Genomic DNA, 18663 nt, shown 5'->3' with positions numbered 1-18663 from the left:
ACTGCAGCTTTCGTGCTGGCCCCGCCGCTTCGGGCCCGAGCTGCACCGGCTGCCGCCCGGGGCCGCTTGCGGTGGGCGGGCCCGGTGTCGACGTTGGCCCTTCCGTTGGCCCGTTGGCAGCGAAGCATCCTGGAGACGTTCCCATGTCCCGTCTGTCCCGCCGCGACTTCGTCACTCGCTCCGCCGGCATCGGCGCGGGCGCCCTCACCCTCGGACGCCTTCCCGAGGAAGCCGGCGTCCACGCGCGGCGGGTCGGCACGCCGATCGTGATCACCAGCCACGACAACGCCACCGGCCGCCAAGCCATGGTGGAGGCGTGGGGCATCCTGGGGAACGGCGGCTCGGCGCTGGATGCGGTGGAACGGGGCGCCAATGTGATCGAGGTCGATCCAGAGGACACCAGCGTGGGCTACGGGGGCCTGCCCAACGAGAACGGCGTGGTGCAGCTCGACGCCTCCATCATGGACGGCAAGACCTACAGCGCCGGGTCGGTGGCCTCCATCGAGAACATCAAGACCCCGTCGTCGGTGGCGCGCCTGGTCATGGAGCGCACCGACCACGTGATGCTGGTCGGTCCTGGTGCTCTGGCCTTCGCCAAGTCCTTCGGCTTCCCCGAAGAGGACCTGATGACGGAAAAGTCACGGGAGATGTGGCTGCGTTGGAGGGAACAGCACAGCGAGAACGACGACTGGGGACCACCCGACCACATGCGTGGCCGACGCACCGGAGGATCGCAGGACGCCGGGGCGTCGGGGCGCTTCGACCCCTACGGTCCCATGGAGACACACCACGGCACCACGAACGTGCTGGCCGTCGATGCCAACGGCGACGTGGCCGGCATCACCACGACCAGCGGCATGTCGTGGAAGGTGCCGGGTCGCATCGGCGACTCGCCCATCATCGGCGCCGGCCTGTACGTCGACAATCTGGTGGGTGCCGCAGGCGCCACCGGGCGCGGCGAGGACGTGATCAAGTCGTGCGCATCCTATTTCATCGTGATGCGGATGCGGGACGGTCGCAGCCCGCAGGAGGCGTGCGAGGACGCGCTCCACATGATCGCCGAGCGCTACCGGGCGGTGGGGATCGACTACATGCCCGGTGAGAAGTTCGTGGCCATCAACAAGGATGGCGAGGTCGGCTGTGCGCAGTCGCAGACCCGTCGCGAGCCGGGGATGACGGTGGCGCAGGGAGGCTCCATCGAAGTGGTGCGGGGCAGCATTCTCTATCCGGCCGGATAGGGGGCTTCAGATCCTCCATGTCTGTTGCGGACTCCCGTGACCGACGCGGTCCGCGTGTAAGAAACGTCCCCGAAACGGGACACTTCGTTTTCGTCGCTCCTCAATCCTTGCGGCGCGGTCGGTGTCGATCGCAGGCAGGGCCCCCTAGTTTCGCGTTGAGAAGGGTCTGCTCGCGGCCCATTGCTTAACGATGCGAGCATTTCCGCAGCACACCCACTTCACGGCGACCGCGAGAGTAGCGAGATTCGTCGTCAAGGTCCGCTGGGGCCGGCCAGAGGTGTCCCCCGCCTATGACACTGGCCGGTTGGCAGGGGCTCTATGGTACGGTCGAGCGCCGATTTGGCCTTCAATCGCCCGGTTTTGGCGATGCGCTACCACCGGCACCTTCAAGGTGCCCGGATGAGGCCGAAGCCCGGCCGGCGCGCATCTTTCCCGCCAAGACCGTCAGAAGTCTCCCCGCACCCTCCGTCGAGATCTCCCCGATCGGTACGGAAGCGTGTAGTCCGTAGGGTCCAATTTCCCCCGGCAGGCTTCTCACAACAATCAACCTCGAGCAGCCGGTCGACGACCGGAAGGGGTGGTCCCCATGCTGCGGTTATGGGTCCGTTCCGCTGTTCTCGCCATGTTCCTGGCACTCCCCTCGGGGAGCGTCCTCGCGCAACAGCCGACGACGCTCACTGGGAGGGTCAGCGCCTCGACCGGCGAGCCTCTCGCCTCGGCCAGTGTCTTGGTCGAGGGCCTGAATCTCGGCTCCCTCACCAACAATGAAGGGCGGTTCCTCATCATCATCCCGGCCGCCCGCGTCACGGGGCAGACCGTGCAGGTCACGGCCAGTCTGATCGGCTGGACCTCACAGAGCCATACGGTGACCTTGCAGCCCGGCACGCAGAGCCTGGACTTCACCTTGAACGTCGACCCGCTCCGCCTGCAGGAGCTGGTGGTGACAGGTGCAGGCACCCAGCGCGCTCGGCAGAAACTGGCCACGACCATCAACACCGTGCGCGCTGAGGACATCGAGCGCGCTCAGGAAGTCAACATCGTCACGGCCCTGGCCGGGAAGGCGCCCAACGTCGAGGTCACCAGTTCGGCGGGTGATCCCGGAGCGGGTGCCTACGTCCGCATCCGAGGTGCCAATTCGCTGTTGGGAGACGGCCAGCCCCTCATCGTGGTGGATGGCGTTCCGGTCGACAACAGCTCCTATAGCATCGAGACCAACGCGGCCGGTACGGTGGAGCAGAACCGAGCGGCCGACATCAACCCTGCCGACATCGAGAGTATCCAGATCCTCAAGGGGGCATCTGCCTCGGCCATCTATGGATCGCGCGCGGCCAACGGCGTAGTGCTGATCACGACCAAGTCCGGCAAGGCCGGAACCAACAATGTGCAGTACCGCATCTCCGCGTCATTCGATCAGGTAAACAAGGAGGTGCCGCTGCAGACCCGCTTCGGCCAGGGGCTGATCGACCTGCCAGACGTGGGGGGCACTACCAACGACGCCTGCATCGACGTCTACGGCCTTCCTCAGGACCGCTGCCCCACCAGCTGGGGCGCAGAGTTGGGTGCGGGCGTTCCGACGTTCGATCATGCAGGCGAGATCTATCAGACCGGGACGCGCTACGACCAGTACATGAGCTGGTCCGGCGGAAGTGAGACCACGCAGTACTTCCTCTCGCTTGGACGCACCGACCACGGTGGTGTGATCAAGGGCAACTCGAACTACGACCGTACCACCGTCCGCCTAGTGGGGAGTCACCAGTTCCGAGACGATCTCAAGATCGGTGCGAACTTCGCCTACACCGATTCCCGGGGTGACCTGATCCAGCAGGGATCGAACATCTCCGGTATTCAGCTGGGTGCGTTACGTACGCCTCCTGATTTCAACAACCTACCCTACTTGACGGAAGACGGGCTGCACCGCAGCTATCGGCGCCCGAACCCGACGTCGGTCACGCAGGGCAGAGGCTACGACAATCCCTTCTGGGTAGCGAACGAGATTCCGAACACATCCGAGGTGGGGCGGACGTTCGGCGACGTCAATGTCACCTACACGCCGTTCAACTGGCTCACGGTCAAGTATGCGCTGGGCGCCGACTACTCGAACGACGACCGCCTGACGGTCTTCCCCAAGAGTTCCTCCGACTTCCCGGACGGTCGCATCATCCGGGCGGATCTGAACAGCTTCCAAGTGGACCATAATCTGGTCGCGACAGCGGAGCACCAGTTCACCGACTACCTGACCACGTCGCTCTCGGTGGGGCAGAACCTCAACCACCGCGAATTCAAGCGCTATCAGGTCAACGGACAGAACCTGATCCTGGGGACCGATCAGCTCGACTTTACGGTGGACCGGATCCCCGACGAGTTCTTCTCGAAGATCCGCACGGACGGGTACTTCGCCCAAGGGTCTGTAGACCTCTACGACCAGATCTTCGTGACCGGCGGTGTACGCCTGGACGGATCGTCGACCTTCGGGGGCCAGGATCAGCGCTTCTTCTACCCCAAGGCCAGCGTGGCCTGGGACTTTACGCAGTATGTGTCGCACCGGGCACCGGTGTCGTTCGGGAAGCTGCGTGTGGCCTACGGCGTGGCCGGCAAGCAGCCGGACCCGTACTCGAACGTGAGCGCCTACACGACCGGGACGATCACCGACGGGTGGCTGAGCCCCAACGGGCTGCAGACCATCTACTCGGGTCTGGAGGGGGTGATCTCGCAGGCGACCCTGGGGAACGCCGACATCAAGCCCGAGCGGACGTCCGAGTTCGAAGCGGGCGGCGACCTGGCGCTGTGGAGCAATCGCCTGGCGCTGGGGCTCACCTACTACCGCCAGAACACCACCGACGCCATCCTGCCGGTGAGCATCCCACCGAGCACGGGTTACACGTCCAAGTTCGCCAACGCTGGTCGGTTCGAGAACTGGGGTTGGGAGGCCACGGCGGACCTGAGGGTGCTGGACAACAGTGATTTCAGCTGGAGTGTCGGCGCCCAGTGGGCCAGGAACCGGAGCTGTGTGAAGGATCTGGCCGGATCCGAGCAGTTCGGCCTGGCCGGATTCACGGGCGCAGTCGCGTCGGTGATCCGACCGGACCGCGATGCCAACGGCAACATCACCACCTGCCATCCGTTCGGCGTGTTCTACGGGGACGACTTCATTCGCTTCGGACGCGGGTCCACCGTGGACGGTGTCGACATCGACACTGCCTACCCGGGTTGGCGGACGGGTGACCTGTTCATCGGAGAGGACGGATTCCCGCAGTACGATGAGCAGAATCGCGTCATCGGAGACCCGAATCCGGACTGGACCGGAAGCATCCGCTCCTCGGTGACGTTCCGGAAGAACCTGACGGTGAGCGGCCTGTTGGACATCAAGTATGGTGGCGACGTATGGAACGGCACCAAGGGTGCGCTCTTCTTCTTCGGCACGCACAAGGACACCGAACCCTATCACGGGCAGGGCAAGAGCGAGGTCTTCGGTCAGACCTACTATCCGAACGAGCGCGTGCATGGGCCGGGAGCCGGGCAGTCCGTCAATCTGGATTGGAACAGCTGGTTCTGGGGCGGGATCGGAAGTGGCTTCACCGGGCCCAGCAGCCAGTTCGTCGAAGACGGCGGCTTTGGCAAGCTGCGGGAAGTGCAGGTGTCCTACACGTTCAACCAGGGCGAGGTGCTGGACCGCCTCGGTCTCAGCAGCCTCACGCTGGCCGTTGCCGGCCGCAACCTCTGGACGCACACGAACTACTCCGGTATCGACCCCGAGTCGAACCTCTGGGGTCAGACGCTGGGTCGCGGGATCGACTACTTCAACAATCCCCAAACCCGGTCATGGGTCGTCAACCTGACCGTGAACCGGTAGGAGGGATCGATGAACATGAACCGAGGGATCGCAGGTCGCATGGCGTCGCTGATGGTTCTGGCGAGCATGCTGCCCAGTTGTGACTTCATTCAATCGACGACCGTGGATCCCAACGCCGTCCCCGACGCGACGATCGACCAGCTCTTCGCGGGGATTCAGGTCAACACCTTCTACTTCTCGGAGAGCCAAGTTGGACGTCTGGCGGCGATCTGGACGCAACAGATGGCAGGAACCGACCGTCAGTTCGCGACGTTGGATCAGTACGTTCTCACGGAGGGCGATGCCGACGGCGAGTTCTCCTCCGTCTACACGGGGGGCGGCCTGGTGGATCTGAAGCGGGCCGTCGCACTGGCCGAGGACGGCGGACGCAGGGTGTACGCCGGGATCCTCAAGATCCATGAGGCGTATCTGGTCGGCATGGCTGCCAGCGTGTGGGGAGACATTCCCTTCTCGCAGGCCGCCGACCCCGGTGTGGCGACGCCAGCGCTCGACGATCAGAGCCAGGTCTACGCGAGCGTCGGCCAGATGTTGGATGCCGCGATCGCGGACATCTCCAGCGGTGAGGGCACGGGTCCGGGAGGCTCCGATCTCAACTTCGGAGGCGATGCGGACGCCTGGCTCCAGATCGCCTACACGTTGAAGGCACGCTTCCTGATGCACCAGGCAGAGCTGGGGGGAGCGGCGATGTACCAGGCCGCACTGACTGCGGCCCGCCTGGGCATCGACGACCCCAACCGGAACTGGCGGGCCATCCACAGCACCGCGGCGCCCGAACAGAACCTCTGGTTCCAGTTCATGCGTGACCGATCGGGGTACATTTCGGGCGGCGACTATCTGATTCCGCTAATGACCGCGAATCAGGATCCGCGCCTGAGTCTCTACTTCGCGCAGGTGGATGGGGCCTACCAGCCCCGGGTGTCCAGCCTCTCCGAGACGGGCTTCGGCGCGAGGGACTTCAGCTTCCCCTTCGTGACCTGCGCCGAGGCGCGCTTCATCGAGGCTGAGGCGAGTTACCGGCTGGGGGATGAAGCGGGTGCACGCGGCGCCGCGTTGGCGGGGCTTGCGTGTCAAGAGTCTGAGTGGTCGGTGGATCTGTCCGGGATCGCCACCACCCTGCAGGCAGCCGGCGGGCCGGAGCTATTCGACCGCATCATGGAGCAGAAGTACACGGCGCTCTTCCTGAACGCCGAAGTGTGGAACGACTACAAGCGGACGTGCAGGCCCGGCTTCGTGCCGCGGGCGGGGGGAGTGCCGGGAAGGCTGTTCTACGGACTGACCGAGCGTCAGACGAACCCGAACATCCCCGCCCCGGCACAACAGCCGCAGCGCAACGCCAATGATCCCAACCCCTGCACCTAGTCGGGTGGTGGATCGAAGGATGAGAGGTCCCCAAGCCTCCCATTCGGAGCGTCCGGAGTGCGGCCCCTACGGCGCACTCCGGCGCGCGGCTCTCGCGTGGATGCTGGCCGTGTGGGCGCTGACGGGCTGCTACCACTACGTGCCCGTGGCGGAACCGGTCCCGAGAGGAGCTCTGGTTCGTGCGCACCTGTCCAGCCCACTCGATGTCGAGCTGCGGCAGGTGACGGCGCGCGACGTGACGTTGCTCGACGGGGAACTCATCCGTTGGGACGACGTCGACGGCATGGCAGTGTCCGCGCGGTGGCTGTTGCAATCGACCGGTTACGAGATGGGCGGAGAGGGATGGACGGTGGAGATTCCGGCCGACGTGTTGAGTGCCGTAGAGCAGCGACGCCTCTCGCTGCCACGTACGTTGGCGTTGGTGGCGGGAGGCGTCCTCGGGACCTATCTGGCCTTCGATGCCATCGGCATCGGTGGGTTCGGGGACGGTGGAGGCAACAGCGGCGGGCAGACGCGGTGACCCGCGTAGCTCCGGGGAGGAAGCACGCCCCTTCTCAGATGGGGCAGTGGCGCGTTGGTGTCCCCCGCGCCCACTCGTCGATCAGGGCTGCGACGTCGACGCCGGGAGCGATCAGGCAGACGTGGCCGTGTCCCTCCAGGATGCGCAGCGATGAGCCCGGCGTCAGCCGGTGCATCAGACGCGCCTGCGCAACGGAGGGAACCAGGTGGTCCCGGTCGGCGGCCAGGAACAGCGTGGGCACGTCCAAGTGGGGAAGACGGTCGCGTACGTCGTAGCGCATCAAGACGCGCAGGCGATTCACGTACCCCTCACGCGTGGTTTCCTCCGTGAGCTCGAGAAAGCGCTGGATCTCGTGGCGGTGCGTGTGTGGGGAGTGCATGCGGAACGCCGTGAGCCTCCGCACCACCGCCATGGTCTGCCAGGAGATCAAGCCCAGCGCCCGCACCGCCAGCCGCAGCCGGTATTGTGGGCGGAAGTACGGAAAGGAGTTCAGGATCACCAAGCCGGAGACCCGCCCGGGCCGAGCCAGCGCGTAGCTGAGAGAGAGGGTGCCGCCGAACGACTCTCCCACCAGGATGGGGGGGCGCCCGGCCGGCAGGTGCTCCAACACGGTGTCCAGGTCCTGGATCAGCGTGTCCATCTCCTGCGCCCCGTCCCTGAGGCGGTAGGTGAGCACCGTGTGGCGCTCCGCCAAGGCCGGTGTCTGCCGATAGAACAGCAGACCGGTGCCGTCGATGCCCGGGACGTAGACAAGCGGCGGCCCTTTCCCCACGATCTCTATGCGGGGATCGTAGGTCGGCACGTCCGAATCGCGTTCCGGAGGCGCTCCCCCACTGCCCGAGGGTGACATGTCGGACATGGGGCAGAATACCGAGCGAGGCGTCGGGAGATCCGCGTCCGAGCCTCTGGCCGCGGCGGGCCGGGCTCCTGGCGGCGGCGTGGCGCGCGTTTCTCGCGTTGCCTGGACGTTCGTGTCCGTCCTGGCGGTCGAGACGCTGGTGGTGGCGCTCGCGCTGGCGTTGCCCGGAATGATCGGGGTCTTTGCCCTGGAGCAGACCGTCGGCAGCCCCTACGAGCGGGCTCTGGTCCTGGCGCTGATCGCGGTGCCCGCCTTCCTGCTGTTCACGCTCGGCCTGATGGTGTGGTCGGCGCTGGCCACCCGCGCCCTGGGGTGGCGCACGCCTCCCAACGTGAGCCTGCCTCTGGCAGAGCTGAGCTGGCCTCTCCTCGACTGGGCTCGGGGCATGGTGCTTCAACACTTCACCCGCCTCTTCGCCGGGGCGGTGTGGCGGGCCAGCCCGGTGTGGACGTTCTACCTCCGGCTGAACGGCGCCCGCATCGGACGCCGGGTGTACGTCAACACCCTCTCGATCGTCGATCACTCGTTGCTCAGCATCGGCGAGGGAACCGTGATCGGCTCCGACGTACACATGGGGGGACACTGGGTGGAGCGTGGCGCCGTGCATACCGCGCGCACCACCATCGGTCGCGATGTGACCATCGGGAACGGCAGTGTGGTGGGCATCGGTGTGACGATCGGCGACGGTGCCCAGGTGGGCGCGCTGTGCGTGGTCCCGAAGTCGACGCACATCGAGGCCGGAGCGGTCTATCTGGGCGTTGCTCGGCCCAGCGGGGACCGGCGGGGCGCGGCCGACAGCGACTGAGGGCGCGCCAGCGTCCCGATCCTCCGGGTGGCGCGGCCGGAACCCTTCATCCGCTGCCCGATCCGGTCAGCGACCGATCATGCGCCTGGCCCGCTGCAGGTTGCGCGCCGCTCCCTCGTGGCCGGGGTCCACCTCCACGGCGCGCTCAAAAAGGCGCATCGCCTCCTCGCCGTCACCGCGGCGCGCCAGCAGCACTCCGAGATTGTTCAGGGCGTGGGAGTTGGCGGGCTGTAGCTCGATGGCCCTTCGGTAGGCTCGCTCGGCGCGGGCTTCATCTCCGAGGTCCGAGAGCACCAGGCCCAGATGATAGTGGACGTCGACCATGGTCGGGTCGAGCTTGACCGCCGCCTGCAGCTCCTGCAAGGCCTCGTCGTTGCGCCCGTTCTCGGCGAGAAGGATCCCGTTCGTCTTGCGGACGCTGGCGACCTCCGGCATGAGGCGGGCCGCCTCCTCGGAATAGCGCAGAGCTTCCTCGAGACGGTCACTGCGCTGCAACACCGTCACCATCTGAAACAGTGTATGCGGGTCCCGCACGATCGCGGTCGCACGTTCGGCGAGCCGTAACGCTTCTTCCTGCTTGCCGGCCCAGGTCAGGACACGGGACAGGTTCGTGAGCGCCGTCACATTCGCCTCCACGTCGACGCTGCCGTTCACGCGCTCACTGATGCTCGCGATCTCCGCCTCATTCCAACTGGAAACCGGGGTGGCGACCTCCATCTCCACCATCTCATCGATGATCGCCAGCGCCAACCTGCGGTTGACCTCGATCGTCGGATGCACATGATCGAGAAAGCTCTCCTCGCCGGGAATGCCGTCCGGTGCAGCCCGCTCGACCATGCCTGCGAAGTCCACCAGGCCGTTGGCGGTCCGGGACGCGACCTCGGAAACGATGTCCGGAATCGGTGTGAGCGCCCGCAGCGGCGCGACATCCTCGTCCCGCGCCAGGATGAACGCTCCGCGGGCCTCGTTGGTGTCTCCCAGGGCGAGCAACGCCCTGCCCTCGAGGAACAGGAGATCGGCGTCCCGCGGGTCGATCGCGAGGCCGCCCGTGGCGAGGTCTGCGGCCCGCTGGTACTCCTGGGCGTCCACCTGTTCCGTGATGGAGGCTTTGAGCTGACGGATCTGGACAACCTCGGTTGCGTCCAGGCCGGCGCTCGGTTCGGACTTGAACGGTGAAAAGTCACGGATGTTCGACGCGGGCGAAACGAAGATGATCCCCGCCCCGGACTGCTGTCCGATGTCGGCCATGCGCTGCAGGCTGATCTGAAAGTGCTCCAGCACCGCGTCGCGCATGGCGTCGTCGCGGTGATAGTCCTCGGGCCCGACGGATCTGTCCAACACCGCCTCGACCTCGGTGCCGAGCTGCGCCTTCGGGGGATAGACGATGTCGGAAAGCAGGCTGTAGAGGCGAAGCCGCGAGGCGAGCGACGCCAGATCGCGCATGAACTCGGGCGTCTGCAGCAGTCGGTCGTAGGTGCGCTTCTCCAGAAACTCGTTGTGGCCCGTGTAGATGACGAACAGGTCGGGCTCGTGTCGAGTCAGCTCCTCCATCACGCGCACGACGCGGTAGCTGGCGTAGCTGATGCCGCCGGCGTTGATGACTTCCCAACGCTTCCCTGGATCCACGGCCGGTAGGAAGGCGCGCAACCAGCCACAGAAGGACGTGCGGTCCTCGTACGGCCGCCCGTAGGTCGTGGAGCCTCCGAGACAGAAGACTCGCTGGACCCCCGCCGCCTTGGGGACTGGGAACTGCTGCTGGTTGAACCAGTTGAACTTCGTGCTCGCAGTCTCGAAGACGCGCTCACCGTCCGGTGTGCTCGCCTCGACGAAGAGTGGCGAGTATCCGGCGAACCCGACCAGCGGATCGGACCGCTCCTGGAGGGGCTTCACGCCCGCGAGGTAGAGGAGCCCTTCCATCACGAGGAGGAAGACCAGCGCCACGGCCAGGCCGAAGGCGGATTGCTTGATGATCCTGGTCACAGGAGGTTCATTGCGTTCAGGCCACGTCCGAGTCTCCTCCCACTATAGCACGATCTAGCCGAGCGAGCCGGCCGTGATGAGCTCCAGCAGCCCAGGGACCGCACGGTCCGCCATCGACCTCAACTCCTCTGTCGTCCGGTTCTGGACCGGATGCTCCACCCATAAGACGCCCGGTTCGAAGCCCAGGCTCCGGGCCTGGGCCGCCGCCGCGTCGCGGAACTCGGTCGTCGCGACCAGGACGCCCGGGATGCCCAGGTCGTCCCAGGCCTTGATGTCGTGCAGACCGCACGATGTGCACGACCCTCAGTCGGCGAGCGCCTCCACCACCACGTGAGCGCGACGCGCAACATCCTGTACGAGGTCGGGGTCGGCGGGTTTGGCGTTGGTCGGCTTGGAAGCCCGGATCACGTCGATGCCCCGCTCCACGAGACGCGCCTGAAGGTGATCCAGGAATTCGTCGCTCCGGATCTTTCCGAGATCGAACAGGGCCACGGTCTTTCCGTCCAAGGAGGACGGCGGTGCGACGCGGGGGCGCATGAGCGGCGAACGTTCGGAGGTGGGGTCGTGCAGAATCGTCATGCCAGAATCTCCCGTGTCACGGGTTGCGACTCGTCGGCGGCGCGGCCGCCGATCCAGCCCGAGATGATTGCCGAGTAGAGCCCGGCAGGGCCTCCTGCCCGAACGAGCAGCAGCCCATTCGGATGGAACTTGGGAATCGCGGGATCGCCCGCGCGCTCTGCCGGCACGCCCTCGCCGATGCCTCCGGCTCCACGCACGACCTCTGCGCCGGGGCGCGTCGTGGCCGCCTGGAGCTCGGCGGTGATGCGCGCACGGTCCCAGCCCGCCGCTTTGAAGATCCCGTAGTGCTCGGGGGCCAGCACGAGGATGGCGTTCCCCCACTGACAGAGCTTGGTGTGGTTGACCGCAAGCAGGCTGGCCGCCAGCGACCGCGTCAGCTCTTCCGGAGTGCGAGAGCGTTGGTCCACGACCCCCTGGATGCCCTCTCCCTGGAACAGCGTGACCGCGCTCTTCCCGGGAGGGATGCCGCGCGCGACGGAAAGTGGCTCCCACGCCGGATCCGACTCGTCCTCGGCGAAGCAGAAGGTGAACTTGCTGGGGGCGCCGAGCGTGGAGCGGTCGATCTCCCCGGGTCGACCCCCGCCCACGTTGCGAACGATGAGGTTCAGCGCTCGACCGATCGTTGCGGTGGCTCGATTGCCGGGGCCCAGCGCGCCGATGCCGGGATTCATTCCGAGCCTGCGGGCAACGGGCCCGTTCACGACGATGACCGGGCTCGAGAAGCAGGTCGTGCAGGTGACCCCGTGCAGCGTGAACCGTGGATCCAGCGCGGTCTCCACGATGCCGAGCAGCAGGGGGAGGTACTCCGGCCGACACCCCGCCAACACCGCGTTGATGGCCACCTTCTCCACGGTGAGTTCCGCCAGATCCGGTGGCATCCTCCCGATGACCTCGCCGGGCTCTCGAACCGTGCCCGACAGCATGCGCAGGATCCGCTCCGGGGTCGGTGGCACCACCGGGAGCCCGTCGCTCCAGCCACGGTCGTAGCAGACCTCCACCGGGTCCTGGAACCGATCCACCTCCACCGGTCTGCTCTTGATCCCGGGGTCGCCGTAGCGGGCGGTGAGGATCTCCGCGACGCCGGGCAGGACCGAGAGCGAGCCGCAGCCCGCTTGCCACTCGCGAAGATCCGCGCCCAGGCCAGGCAAGCTCGTCAGAGTCCGCCAGTCCTCCCTCACCCATCCTTCGGTGCGTGCGGTTTCCTTGCCCCCTTCCACTCGGATCACCGTCGGCACCGTGTGCACGCCCAAGCGAAAAGACGTCTCCAGGGACGAGTCGTCCCGGACGTCGGAGAGTCCATGGAGGAAGTCACCTTCGTCCTGGAACCAGGCGTGGACGCGCGTGCCGGCCTCTTCCAGCTCGCGCAGGACGGGCACGACCAGCCGACAGGTGGGGCAGTCGGCCTTCAAGGCGACATGGAGGCCATCGGCCAACGCGAGTGGGGCACCGGATGGGGTAGCGCGCATCGAGGAGCGTCCGAGAAAGCGTCGCAATGGGCGAGACCTTCCGAATCATAGGGGTGGACGCGCGCCCGCGCCCGTCCCGCACGGGTTGCTGGAGGCCTGTATCTCCAGCACCCGGGCCCCGCTTCCCCGCCGGGGCCGCCGGTCGGGGCTGGGCCGCTTGCGCCCGGGCGCGGTCTATGCTAAATATTCAGCACACTGCTATGAAACTAGCAGCGCCCGCCGACGTACGGTTGGGACATCCGACTGCCGCCGGGGGCTCGGAGGGGGCGCAGTGCGGGGCTGGCGCGGACCGAGGAACGTGAGGGGACACGGATGAGTGAAGAGCTACCGTTGAGCCGCCGCGAGCGGCAGATCATGGACATCGTCTACCGGCACCGCGAGGTGGCGGTGAGCGATGTCCTGGACGAGCTACCCGATCCCCCCAGCTACTCCGCCGTGCGTGCCCTGATGCGCGTGCTCGAGGACAAAGGACATCTGCAGCACCGGCAGGACGGGCCGCGCTACCTCTACCGGGCCACGGTCCCGCGCACCCAGGCGCGGGAGCGGGCCTTGAAACGGGTGCTCGACACGTTCTTCGAGGGATCGACCGAGAAGGCCGTGGCGGCGCTGCTGGATCGGACCGCGGGATCGCTGGAAGCGGAGGAACTGGAGCGGCTGTCGGCGCTCATCGAACGGGCTCGGCGGGAGGGGCGATGATGGTGGACGTGTGGAGAATGGTGGTGGCCTTCGGACCGACGCTCGCGTTCGGGCTGGCCAGCGTGCTCGTGAAGGGGGCTGTGCTCCTCAGCGTGACGGCACTCGCCGCCCGCGCGCTCGCTCGCACCCGCTCGGCGGCCGTGCGACATCTGGTGTGGGTCACCGGGATCGGTGCGCTGCTGCTCCTCCCGGTCCTGTCGGGGGTGTTGCCCCGTTGGCAGGCGCTTCCCGCGCTGGTTCGACAGCCGGCCCTGGCGTTCGACGTCTCCGAGGAGGCGGTGGCAGCGTCGCCGGCGCTGGCCTTCGACGTCTCCGAGGATGCGGCAGCGCCAGCGGTTCGGGACGTGACGGTCCCCTCGGTGCTGGAGCCCGTGGCCGTCGCGGGAGTCGGCACATCGGTGACGGCGGCTCCGAGCGTCGGTGCGCGCGGCGGCGACGCGTTGGCGTTCACTCCCCTGCCACCGGCTCTGGAAGGCAGCGCACGATTCCGGCTCGACTCCGTGAGCATGGAGGGCTCCGCCTGGTGGGCGTTGCTGCTGCTCTGGGCCGGCGGTGCGGGCTTGCTCGGGCTGACGACGATCGTCGGACTGGTCCGGGTGGCGGCCCTGGAGCGCGGCACGGCGCCGCTCACGGGAGCGCGCTGGGATGCGCTGCTGGAAGACGCCTGCGCGGACATGGGCGTGACGAGGACGGTACGCCTGGTTGAAGGCGAGGGGATCCCGGTTCCCATGACCTGGGGGCTGAACCGCCCCGTGGTGGCGCTGCCTGCCGACGCGCGGTTCTGGAGTGACGACCGCCTGCGTCAGGCCCTGCTGCACGAGCTCGCGCACGTGGTGCGCGGGGATCAACCCGTGATGCTGCTCGCGCGTCTCATCTGCGCGCTGCACTGGATGAACCCGCTTTCGTGGGTGGCACTCCACCAGTTGCGGGCGGAGAGCGAGCAGGCGGCGGACGACCGCGTCCTCTCGGTCGGCACCCGAGCGAGCGACTATGCCGCGGGGCTGATCGCCGTCGCGCGCGGGCTTCCGGCCAGGCAAGAGCTTCCGGCAGCTGCCTTCGCCATGGCCCGCAGCAGCCAGCTCGGAGGTCGTGTGGAGGCGATTCTGGACCCGGCGCGCCGCCGTGCGGGAGCGACCCGCTGGGACGTGCTCGCCGTGGTGATCGTGTTGAGTGGGTTCGCGGTGCCGCTCTCGGCTCTCGCCATGCGCAGCAGCGAGCCGACACTGGCGGGGCTGGTGGAACTCGTGCCGCCGCTCGCGCCCGACGTCACGGTGCGCGTAGTGCCGGACGTGGGCGTGTGGGTCGAGGTGCCAGCGGTTCCGTCTCCCGTGGTGGCACCGCTGGCACCTGGGTTGCCCGGGCCGGAGCCCGTGCCGGTGGACGTCGGGTGGGTGGAGCCTGCGCTTACGCTGCTTCCCCACCTGAATGCGCTCCCCCACGCGGCTCAAACGGACCCATGCTTCGATCCGGACCACCGCGTCAAGAGTGACCAGGTCAACGTCGACGACGAGCGCATGAGGGCGTTCTGGGCCACGGCCGCATGCACATGGGAGTTGGAGGTGCGTGGCGAGGTGCGCTTCTCGGAGGACGAGAGCGGGATCGAAGCGCTCTCCCGTGGTGGCCGCTTCGAGCTCGAGCAGTCCGGCCAGGGGGCGCGCAGGCGCATTCGCATCGAGTCGGGTGGCAACGGGCGCTTGGAGCGGCAGTACTGGGTGGACCGGGATGAGCGTCCCTTCGACGAGGCGGCCGGCTGGCTGGCCCAGGTCATCCCGGAGGTGTACCGCGTGACCGGCCTTGACGCCGAAGCACGCGTGCAGCGTATCCTGGCACGCGGCGGTGTGCCGGCCGTCCTGCAGGAGGTTGGCCACATCCGCTCAGGGTACACCACGCGCATCTACCTCTCGCACTTGTTGGCGACCGGTGGACTGAGCCCATCCGAAGTGGCGGCCGCGCTGGACACGGCGAGCGAGCAGATCTCCTCCGACTACGAGATGGCGGAGCTGCTGACCCGCGTCCAACATGACCTCGCTTCCCAACAGGTTCGCGTGGCGTATCTGCACGCCGCCCGCACGATCGAGTCCGACTACGAGATGCGCCGCACCCTGGAGGCACTGCTCCGGGAAGATTTGACTCCGGCGGAGACCGGGGCGCTCATCGAGCTCGCCGCCGACATCGGATCCGACTTCGAGGTGGTGGAGCTCCTGGTGAAGCTCGCCCGTCAGGCGGACATGGACGACGCCACCCTGACCGCCTTCCTCGATGTGATCCAGAGCGTAGAGTCCGACTACGAGGCCCGCCGTGCCCTCGCGGCCGCGCTGTCCAGCGCCCCTTTGTCGGACGGTAACGTCGACCGTCTCCTGGACCGGGTCGACACCATGGACTCGGACTTCGAACGGGCCGAGGTCCTGCTCGACCTGGTGGGCCGCCTCGACTCCGTGGGAGACCGCGTGCGACAGCGCCTGCTCGACTCCGCGGACCGGCTGTCCTCCGACCACGAGCGCGGCCGGGTTCTCTCGGCCGTCGCCCGCGCCCGCTAGCAGCGGCGTCTGCAAGGGGGCCCCGCAGCGCGGGGCTCCCCTGTGCGTCGCCCGCTCCCAACTCACCATTCCCCCCGAGTTCTGCGCCATGTGTGCTAAAAAAACAGCACTTGTGTTCTTCGTCGGCATGGTGGGGTTGTCCGCCCTGGTGCCGGTCGCGTCGGTGGCCCAGTCCAGCCAGGGGGGAGAGCGCTCGCGCTCCCTCACCGTGCAAGCGGTCGCCGTGCCCGCAGCGGCGTTGCACCTCGACGGGCGTCTGGACGAAGACGTCTGGGCACGCGCGCCCGTGGTCAGCGACTTCGTGCAGAAGGAGCCGATCGAGGGAGCGCCGCCCAGCCAGCGCACGGAGGTGCGCGTGCTCTACGACCGGGACGCCCTCTACGTGGGTGCCCGTTTGTACGAGAGTGACGGGGAGGTGGTGCGAGCGCCGGTCGGTCGCCGCGATGAGGAGGGGCAATCCGACTTCTTCCTGGTGAGTCTCGACACGTATCTGAACCGACGTACGGCGGTGACCTTCGGCGTGACGGCCGGCGGAGTGCGCTTCGATCGCTATCACGCAGTCGATGACGAGGAGAGCTACGACGACGCCTACGACCCCGTCTGGGCGGCGCGCACCAGTCGCGATCCCGGAGGCTGGAGCGCCGAGATCCGCATTCCGTTCTCCCAACTGCGCTTCACTCCGGGCGTCGAGCAGCGGTGGGGCATCAACTTCGCGCGAGGCATTCCCCAACGGGAGGAGCGCATCTACTGGGCGGCAGTGCCACGCGACGTGCGCGCCTGGGCCTCACGCTTCGGAACGTTGGAGGGCATCCGAGCCGTGGATCCCACCCGTGGCGTGGAGATGCTCCCCTACGTCGCCAGCGAGGCGACGCTGATCTCGCAGCCAGACCCGGACGACCCGTTCGCGCGGGCCCGGGAGGGCTCGGTGCGGGCCGGCGGAGACCTGAAGGTCGGCTTCGGTCCCAACGTCACCCTGGACGCCACCGTCAACCCCGACTTCGGCCAGGTCGAGGCGGACCCGGCGGTCGTCAACCTCAGTGCCTTCGAGGTCTTCTTTCCGGAGCGCCGGCCCTTCTTCACGGAGGGGAGCCAGCTCTTCAACAACGGCAATCTGTTCTACTCCCGCCGCATCGGGGGCCTGCCGTCCGTGCCGGTGGACGCCGACTACGTCGCCGCCCCCGAGACCGCGACGATCCTGGGAGCCGGCAAACTGACCGGCCGCCTCGAGAGCGGGACGTCGTTCGGGGTGCTGGGGGCTCTGACCCGAGAAGCTCGCGCCCGCACCTGGAGTGCCGACGAGGGCTTCGCGACGACACGCATCGCACCGCGCACCGCCACCGGGGTCGTCGCAGGCGAGCACGAGTTCGGTCGCGACGCATCGACGGTGGGGGTTCTGCTGACGGGCCTGCACCGCACCCTGGACGGCGCTGACACGCTCAGCGACTTCCTGCACCGCAGCGCTGTGGGCGGGCAGGCCAACTTCAACCTTCGCTTCCGCGGAGGCGCCTACACCGTGGCGGGGGCTGCGGGCTTCACACACGTAGAGGGAAGCTCCGCGGCCATCCTGCGCACGCAGCGTTCGCCGGTGCACTACTTCCAACGCCCCGACCAAACGCACGTATCGCTCGACCCCACGCGCAGCGCGCTGGTGGGTCATACCGGGTTCCTCACAGTCAGCAAGAACAGTGGCGCCCACTGGTTGTGGAGCGCGGACAGCTACTGGGAGTCCCCGGGGTTCGAGCCCAACGACGCCGGACGGCTGGGGAATGGGGACGAACTCGGCGGCTTCCTGAACCTGACCTACCGGGAGACGCAGCCCGGGCGCTGGCTCCGGAACTACTCGGTCACCGTGTCGCAGGAGAATCTGTTCACGTTCGACGGCACACGGACGTTCGGTGCATTGCGTTCGGACGCACGGCTGACGTTGCCGAACTTCTGGCGGATCAACCTGACGGCCTGGCGCGACTTCCGCGCTCAGTCGCCCACGCTCAGCCGTGGTGGTCCGTTGGTGGGCACCGGGCGAGCCTGGGTGACCATCGCCCAGCTGCTCTCCAGCGCTGCCTCCGACACGCGCTGGAACGGCCGCATCTTCTTCGGAGAAGGTGAGCAGGGCGAACGCACCATGCGTCTGAGCGGCGAGCTGTCGCTCAGGCCCGGGCCGCGTTGGCAGCTGTCGCTGGCACCCAACTACCTGATCCAACGCAATCCGCGCCAGTACATCTCGCGCCTGTCGGGTGGCCCCGCGGCGACCTTCGGCGACCGCTACGTCTTCGCGTTCACGGACCGCACCACCTTCCTGGCGGAGATCCGGGCCTCCTACGCCTTGGCGCCCGACCTGACGCTGGAGGTTTACGCCGAGCCCTTTGCGGCCTCGGGTCGCTTCTTCGGGTACGGCGAGCTGCCGGAGCCGGGAAGTCGCGCGCTGCGCACCTACGGTGAGGACGGCACCCTGCTGACGGTGGACGAGAATGGGACCCGCACGGTCAGCGAAGGCACGCAGTCGTTCACGCTCGCCAATCGCGACTTCAACGTGCGCTCCTTCCGCAGCAACGCGGTGCTGCGCTGGGAGTGGCGACCCGGGAGCACGCTCTTCCTGGTCTGGCAGCAGGACCGCTTCTCCAGCGTGGGCGAAGGCAGCCGGGTGGGTGCCGGCGACCTGTGGGATGCCGTGACCACGCCCGGCGAGCACCGCCTGTTGCTCAAGGCCAGCTACTGGCTTCCCGTGGGATAGGGCGGAGCGCGGGTCAGGGGGCGTGGCCCCCCGACCCGCTCGC

The 18663-nt window shown here is 67.5% G+C and carries 12 protein-coding genes; 8 read left to right on the top strand and 4 right to left on the bottom strand.

The genetic code is table 11. The annotated features are described in order from the left end of the window. Nucleotides 1–143: 143 nt before the first annotated feature. The 4 genes from R3E10_09120 (at nt 144) to R3E10_09105 (ending at nt 6967) form a co-directional block, all read left to right on the top strand. Nucleotides 144–1238 (top strand): N(4)-(beta-N-acetylglucosaminyl)-L-asparaginase, encoded by a 1095-nt coding sequence (locus tag R3E10_09120; protein MEZ4415906.1) that lies wholly within the window; start codon nt 144–146, stop codon nt 1236–1238. A gap of 586 nt (nt 1239–1824) precedes the next feature. Further along, nucleotides 1825–5088, top strand: coding sequence for a SusC/RagA family TonB-linked outer membrane protein (locus tag R3E10_09115; GenBank protein ID MEZ4415905.1), 3264 nt, complete (start codon nt 1825–1827; stop codon nt 5086–5088). A gap of 9 nt (nt 5089–5097) precedes the next feature. Continuing rightward, nucleotides 5098–6447, top strand: coding sequence for a SusD/RagB family nutrient-binding outer membrane lipoprotein (locus R3E10_09110; protein ID MEZ4415904.1), 1350 nt, complete (start codon nt 5098–5100; stop codon nt 6445–6447). 19 nt (nt 6448–6466) lie between these two features. Further along, on the top strand, nt 6467–6967 hold the full coding sequence (locus tag R3E10_09105) for a hypothetical protein (protein ID MEZ4415903.1): 501 nt from the start codon (nt 6467–6469) through the stop codon (nt 6965–6967). A 34-nt stretch (nt 6968–7001) separates the two neighbouring features. Here R3E10_09105 and R3E10_09100 read toward each other — a convergent pair whose 3' ends face one another. Next, the gene (locus R3E10_09100; GenBank protein ID MEZ4415902.1) at nt 7002–7826 is read right to left on the bottom strand and encodes an alpha/beta hydrolase; all 825 of its coding nucleotides are present in this window, start codon (nt 7824–7826) and stop codon (nt 7002–7004) included. Here R3E10_09100 and R3E10_09095 point away from each other — a divergent pair. Then, a complete protein-coding gene (locus tag R3E10_09095; GenBank protein ID MEZ4415901.1) occupies nt 7816–8631 on the top strand; it encodes a hypothetical protein in 816 nt (271 codons plus the stop codon). The genes R3E10_09100 and R3E10_09095 overlap by 11 nt on opposite strands. A gap of 66 nt (nt 8632–8697) precedes the next feature. Here the strand turns inward: R3E10_09095 and R3E10_09090 are convergent, their stop codons facing one another. The 3 genes from R3E10_09090 to R3E10_09080 are packed head-to-tail and all read right to left on the bottom strand — an operon-like array spanning nt 8698 to nt 12656. Beyond that, nucleotides 8698–10611 carry a tetratricopeptide repeat protein gene (locus tag R3E10_09090; GenBank protein MEZ4415900.1) on the bottom strand — a complete coding sequence of 638 codons (1914 nt, stop codon included), beginning with the start codon at nt 10609–10611 and terminating at the stop codon, nt 8698–8700. A gap of 54 nt (nt 10612–10665) precedes the next feature. Then, nucleotides 10666–11190, bottom strand: a complete 525-nt coding sequence (locus R3E10_09085) for a UGSC family (seleno)protein (GenBank protein MEZ4415899.1) — start codon at nt 11188–11190, stop codon at nt 10666–10668. Continuing rightward, a complete protein-coding gene (locus R3E10_09080) occupies nt 11187–12656 on the bottom strand; it encodes a thioredoxin family protein (GenBank protein MEZ4415898.1) in 1470 nt (489 codons plus the stop codon). The genes R3E10_09085 and R3E10_09080 overlap by 4 nt, the downstream gene beginning before the upstream one ends. Before the next feature lie 312 nt (nt 12657–12968). Between R3E10_09080 and R3E10_09075 the strand changes: the two genes are divergently transcribed. The 3 genes from R3E10_09075 to R3E10_09065 all read left to right on the top strand — a co-directional run bounded on the left by R3E10_09075 (nt 12969) and on the right by R3E10_09065 (nt 18620). After that, a complete protein-coding gene (locus R3E10_09075) occupies nt 12969–13352 on the top strand; it encodes a BlaI/MecI/CopY family transcriptional regulator (protein MEZ4415897.1) in 384 nt (127 codons plus the stop codon). Beyond that, a complete protein-coding gene (locus R3E10_09070) occupies nt 13349–15889 on the top strand; it encodes a M56 family metallopeptidase (GenBank protein ID MEZ4415896.1) in 2541 nt (846 codons plus the stop codon). The genes R3E10_09075 and R3E10_09070 overlap by 4 nt, the downstream gene beginning before the upstream one ends. An 88-nt stretch (nt 15890–15977) precedes the next feature. Continuing rightward, nucleotides 15978–18620, top strand: coding sequence for a DUF5916 domain-containing protein (locus tag R3E10_09065; protein ID MEZ4415895.1), 2643 nt, complete (start codon nt 15978–15980; stop codon nt 18618–18620). The last annotated feature ends 43 nt before the right edge of the window (nt 18621–18663 follow it).

It is taken from the genome of Gemmatimonadota bacterium, assembly GCA_041390105.1.
GTDB lineage: Bacteria > Gemmatimonadota > Gemmatimonadetes > Longimicrobiales > Gaopeijiaceae > JAGQIF01.
This window is presented reverse-complemented; position numbering and strand designations above follow the sequence as displayed.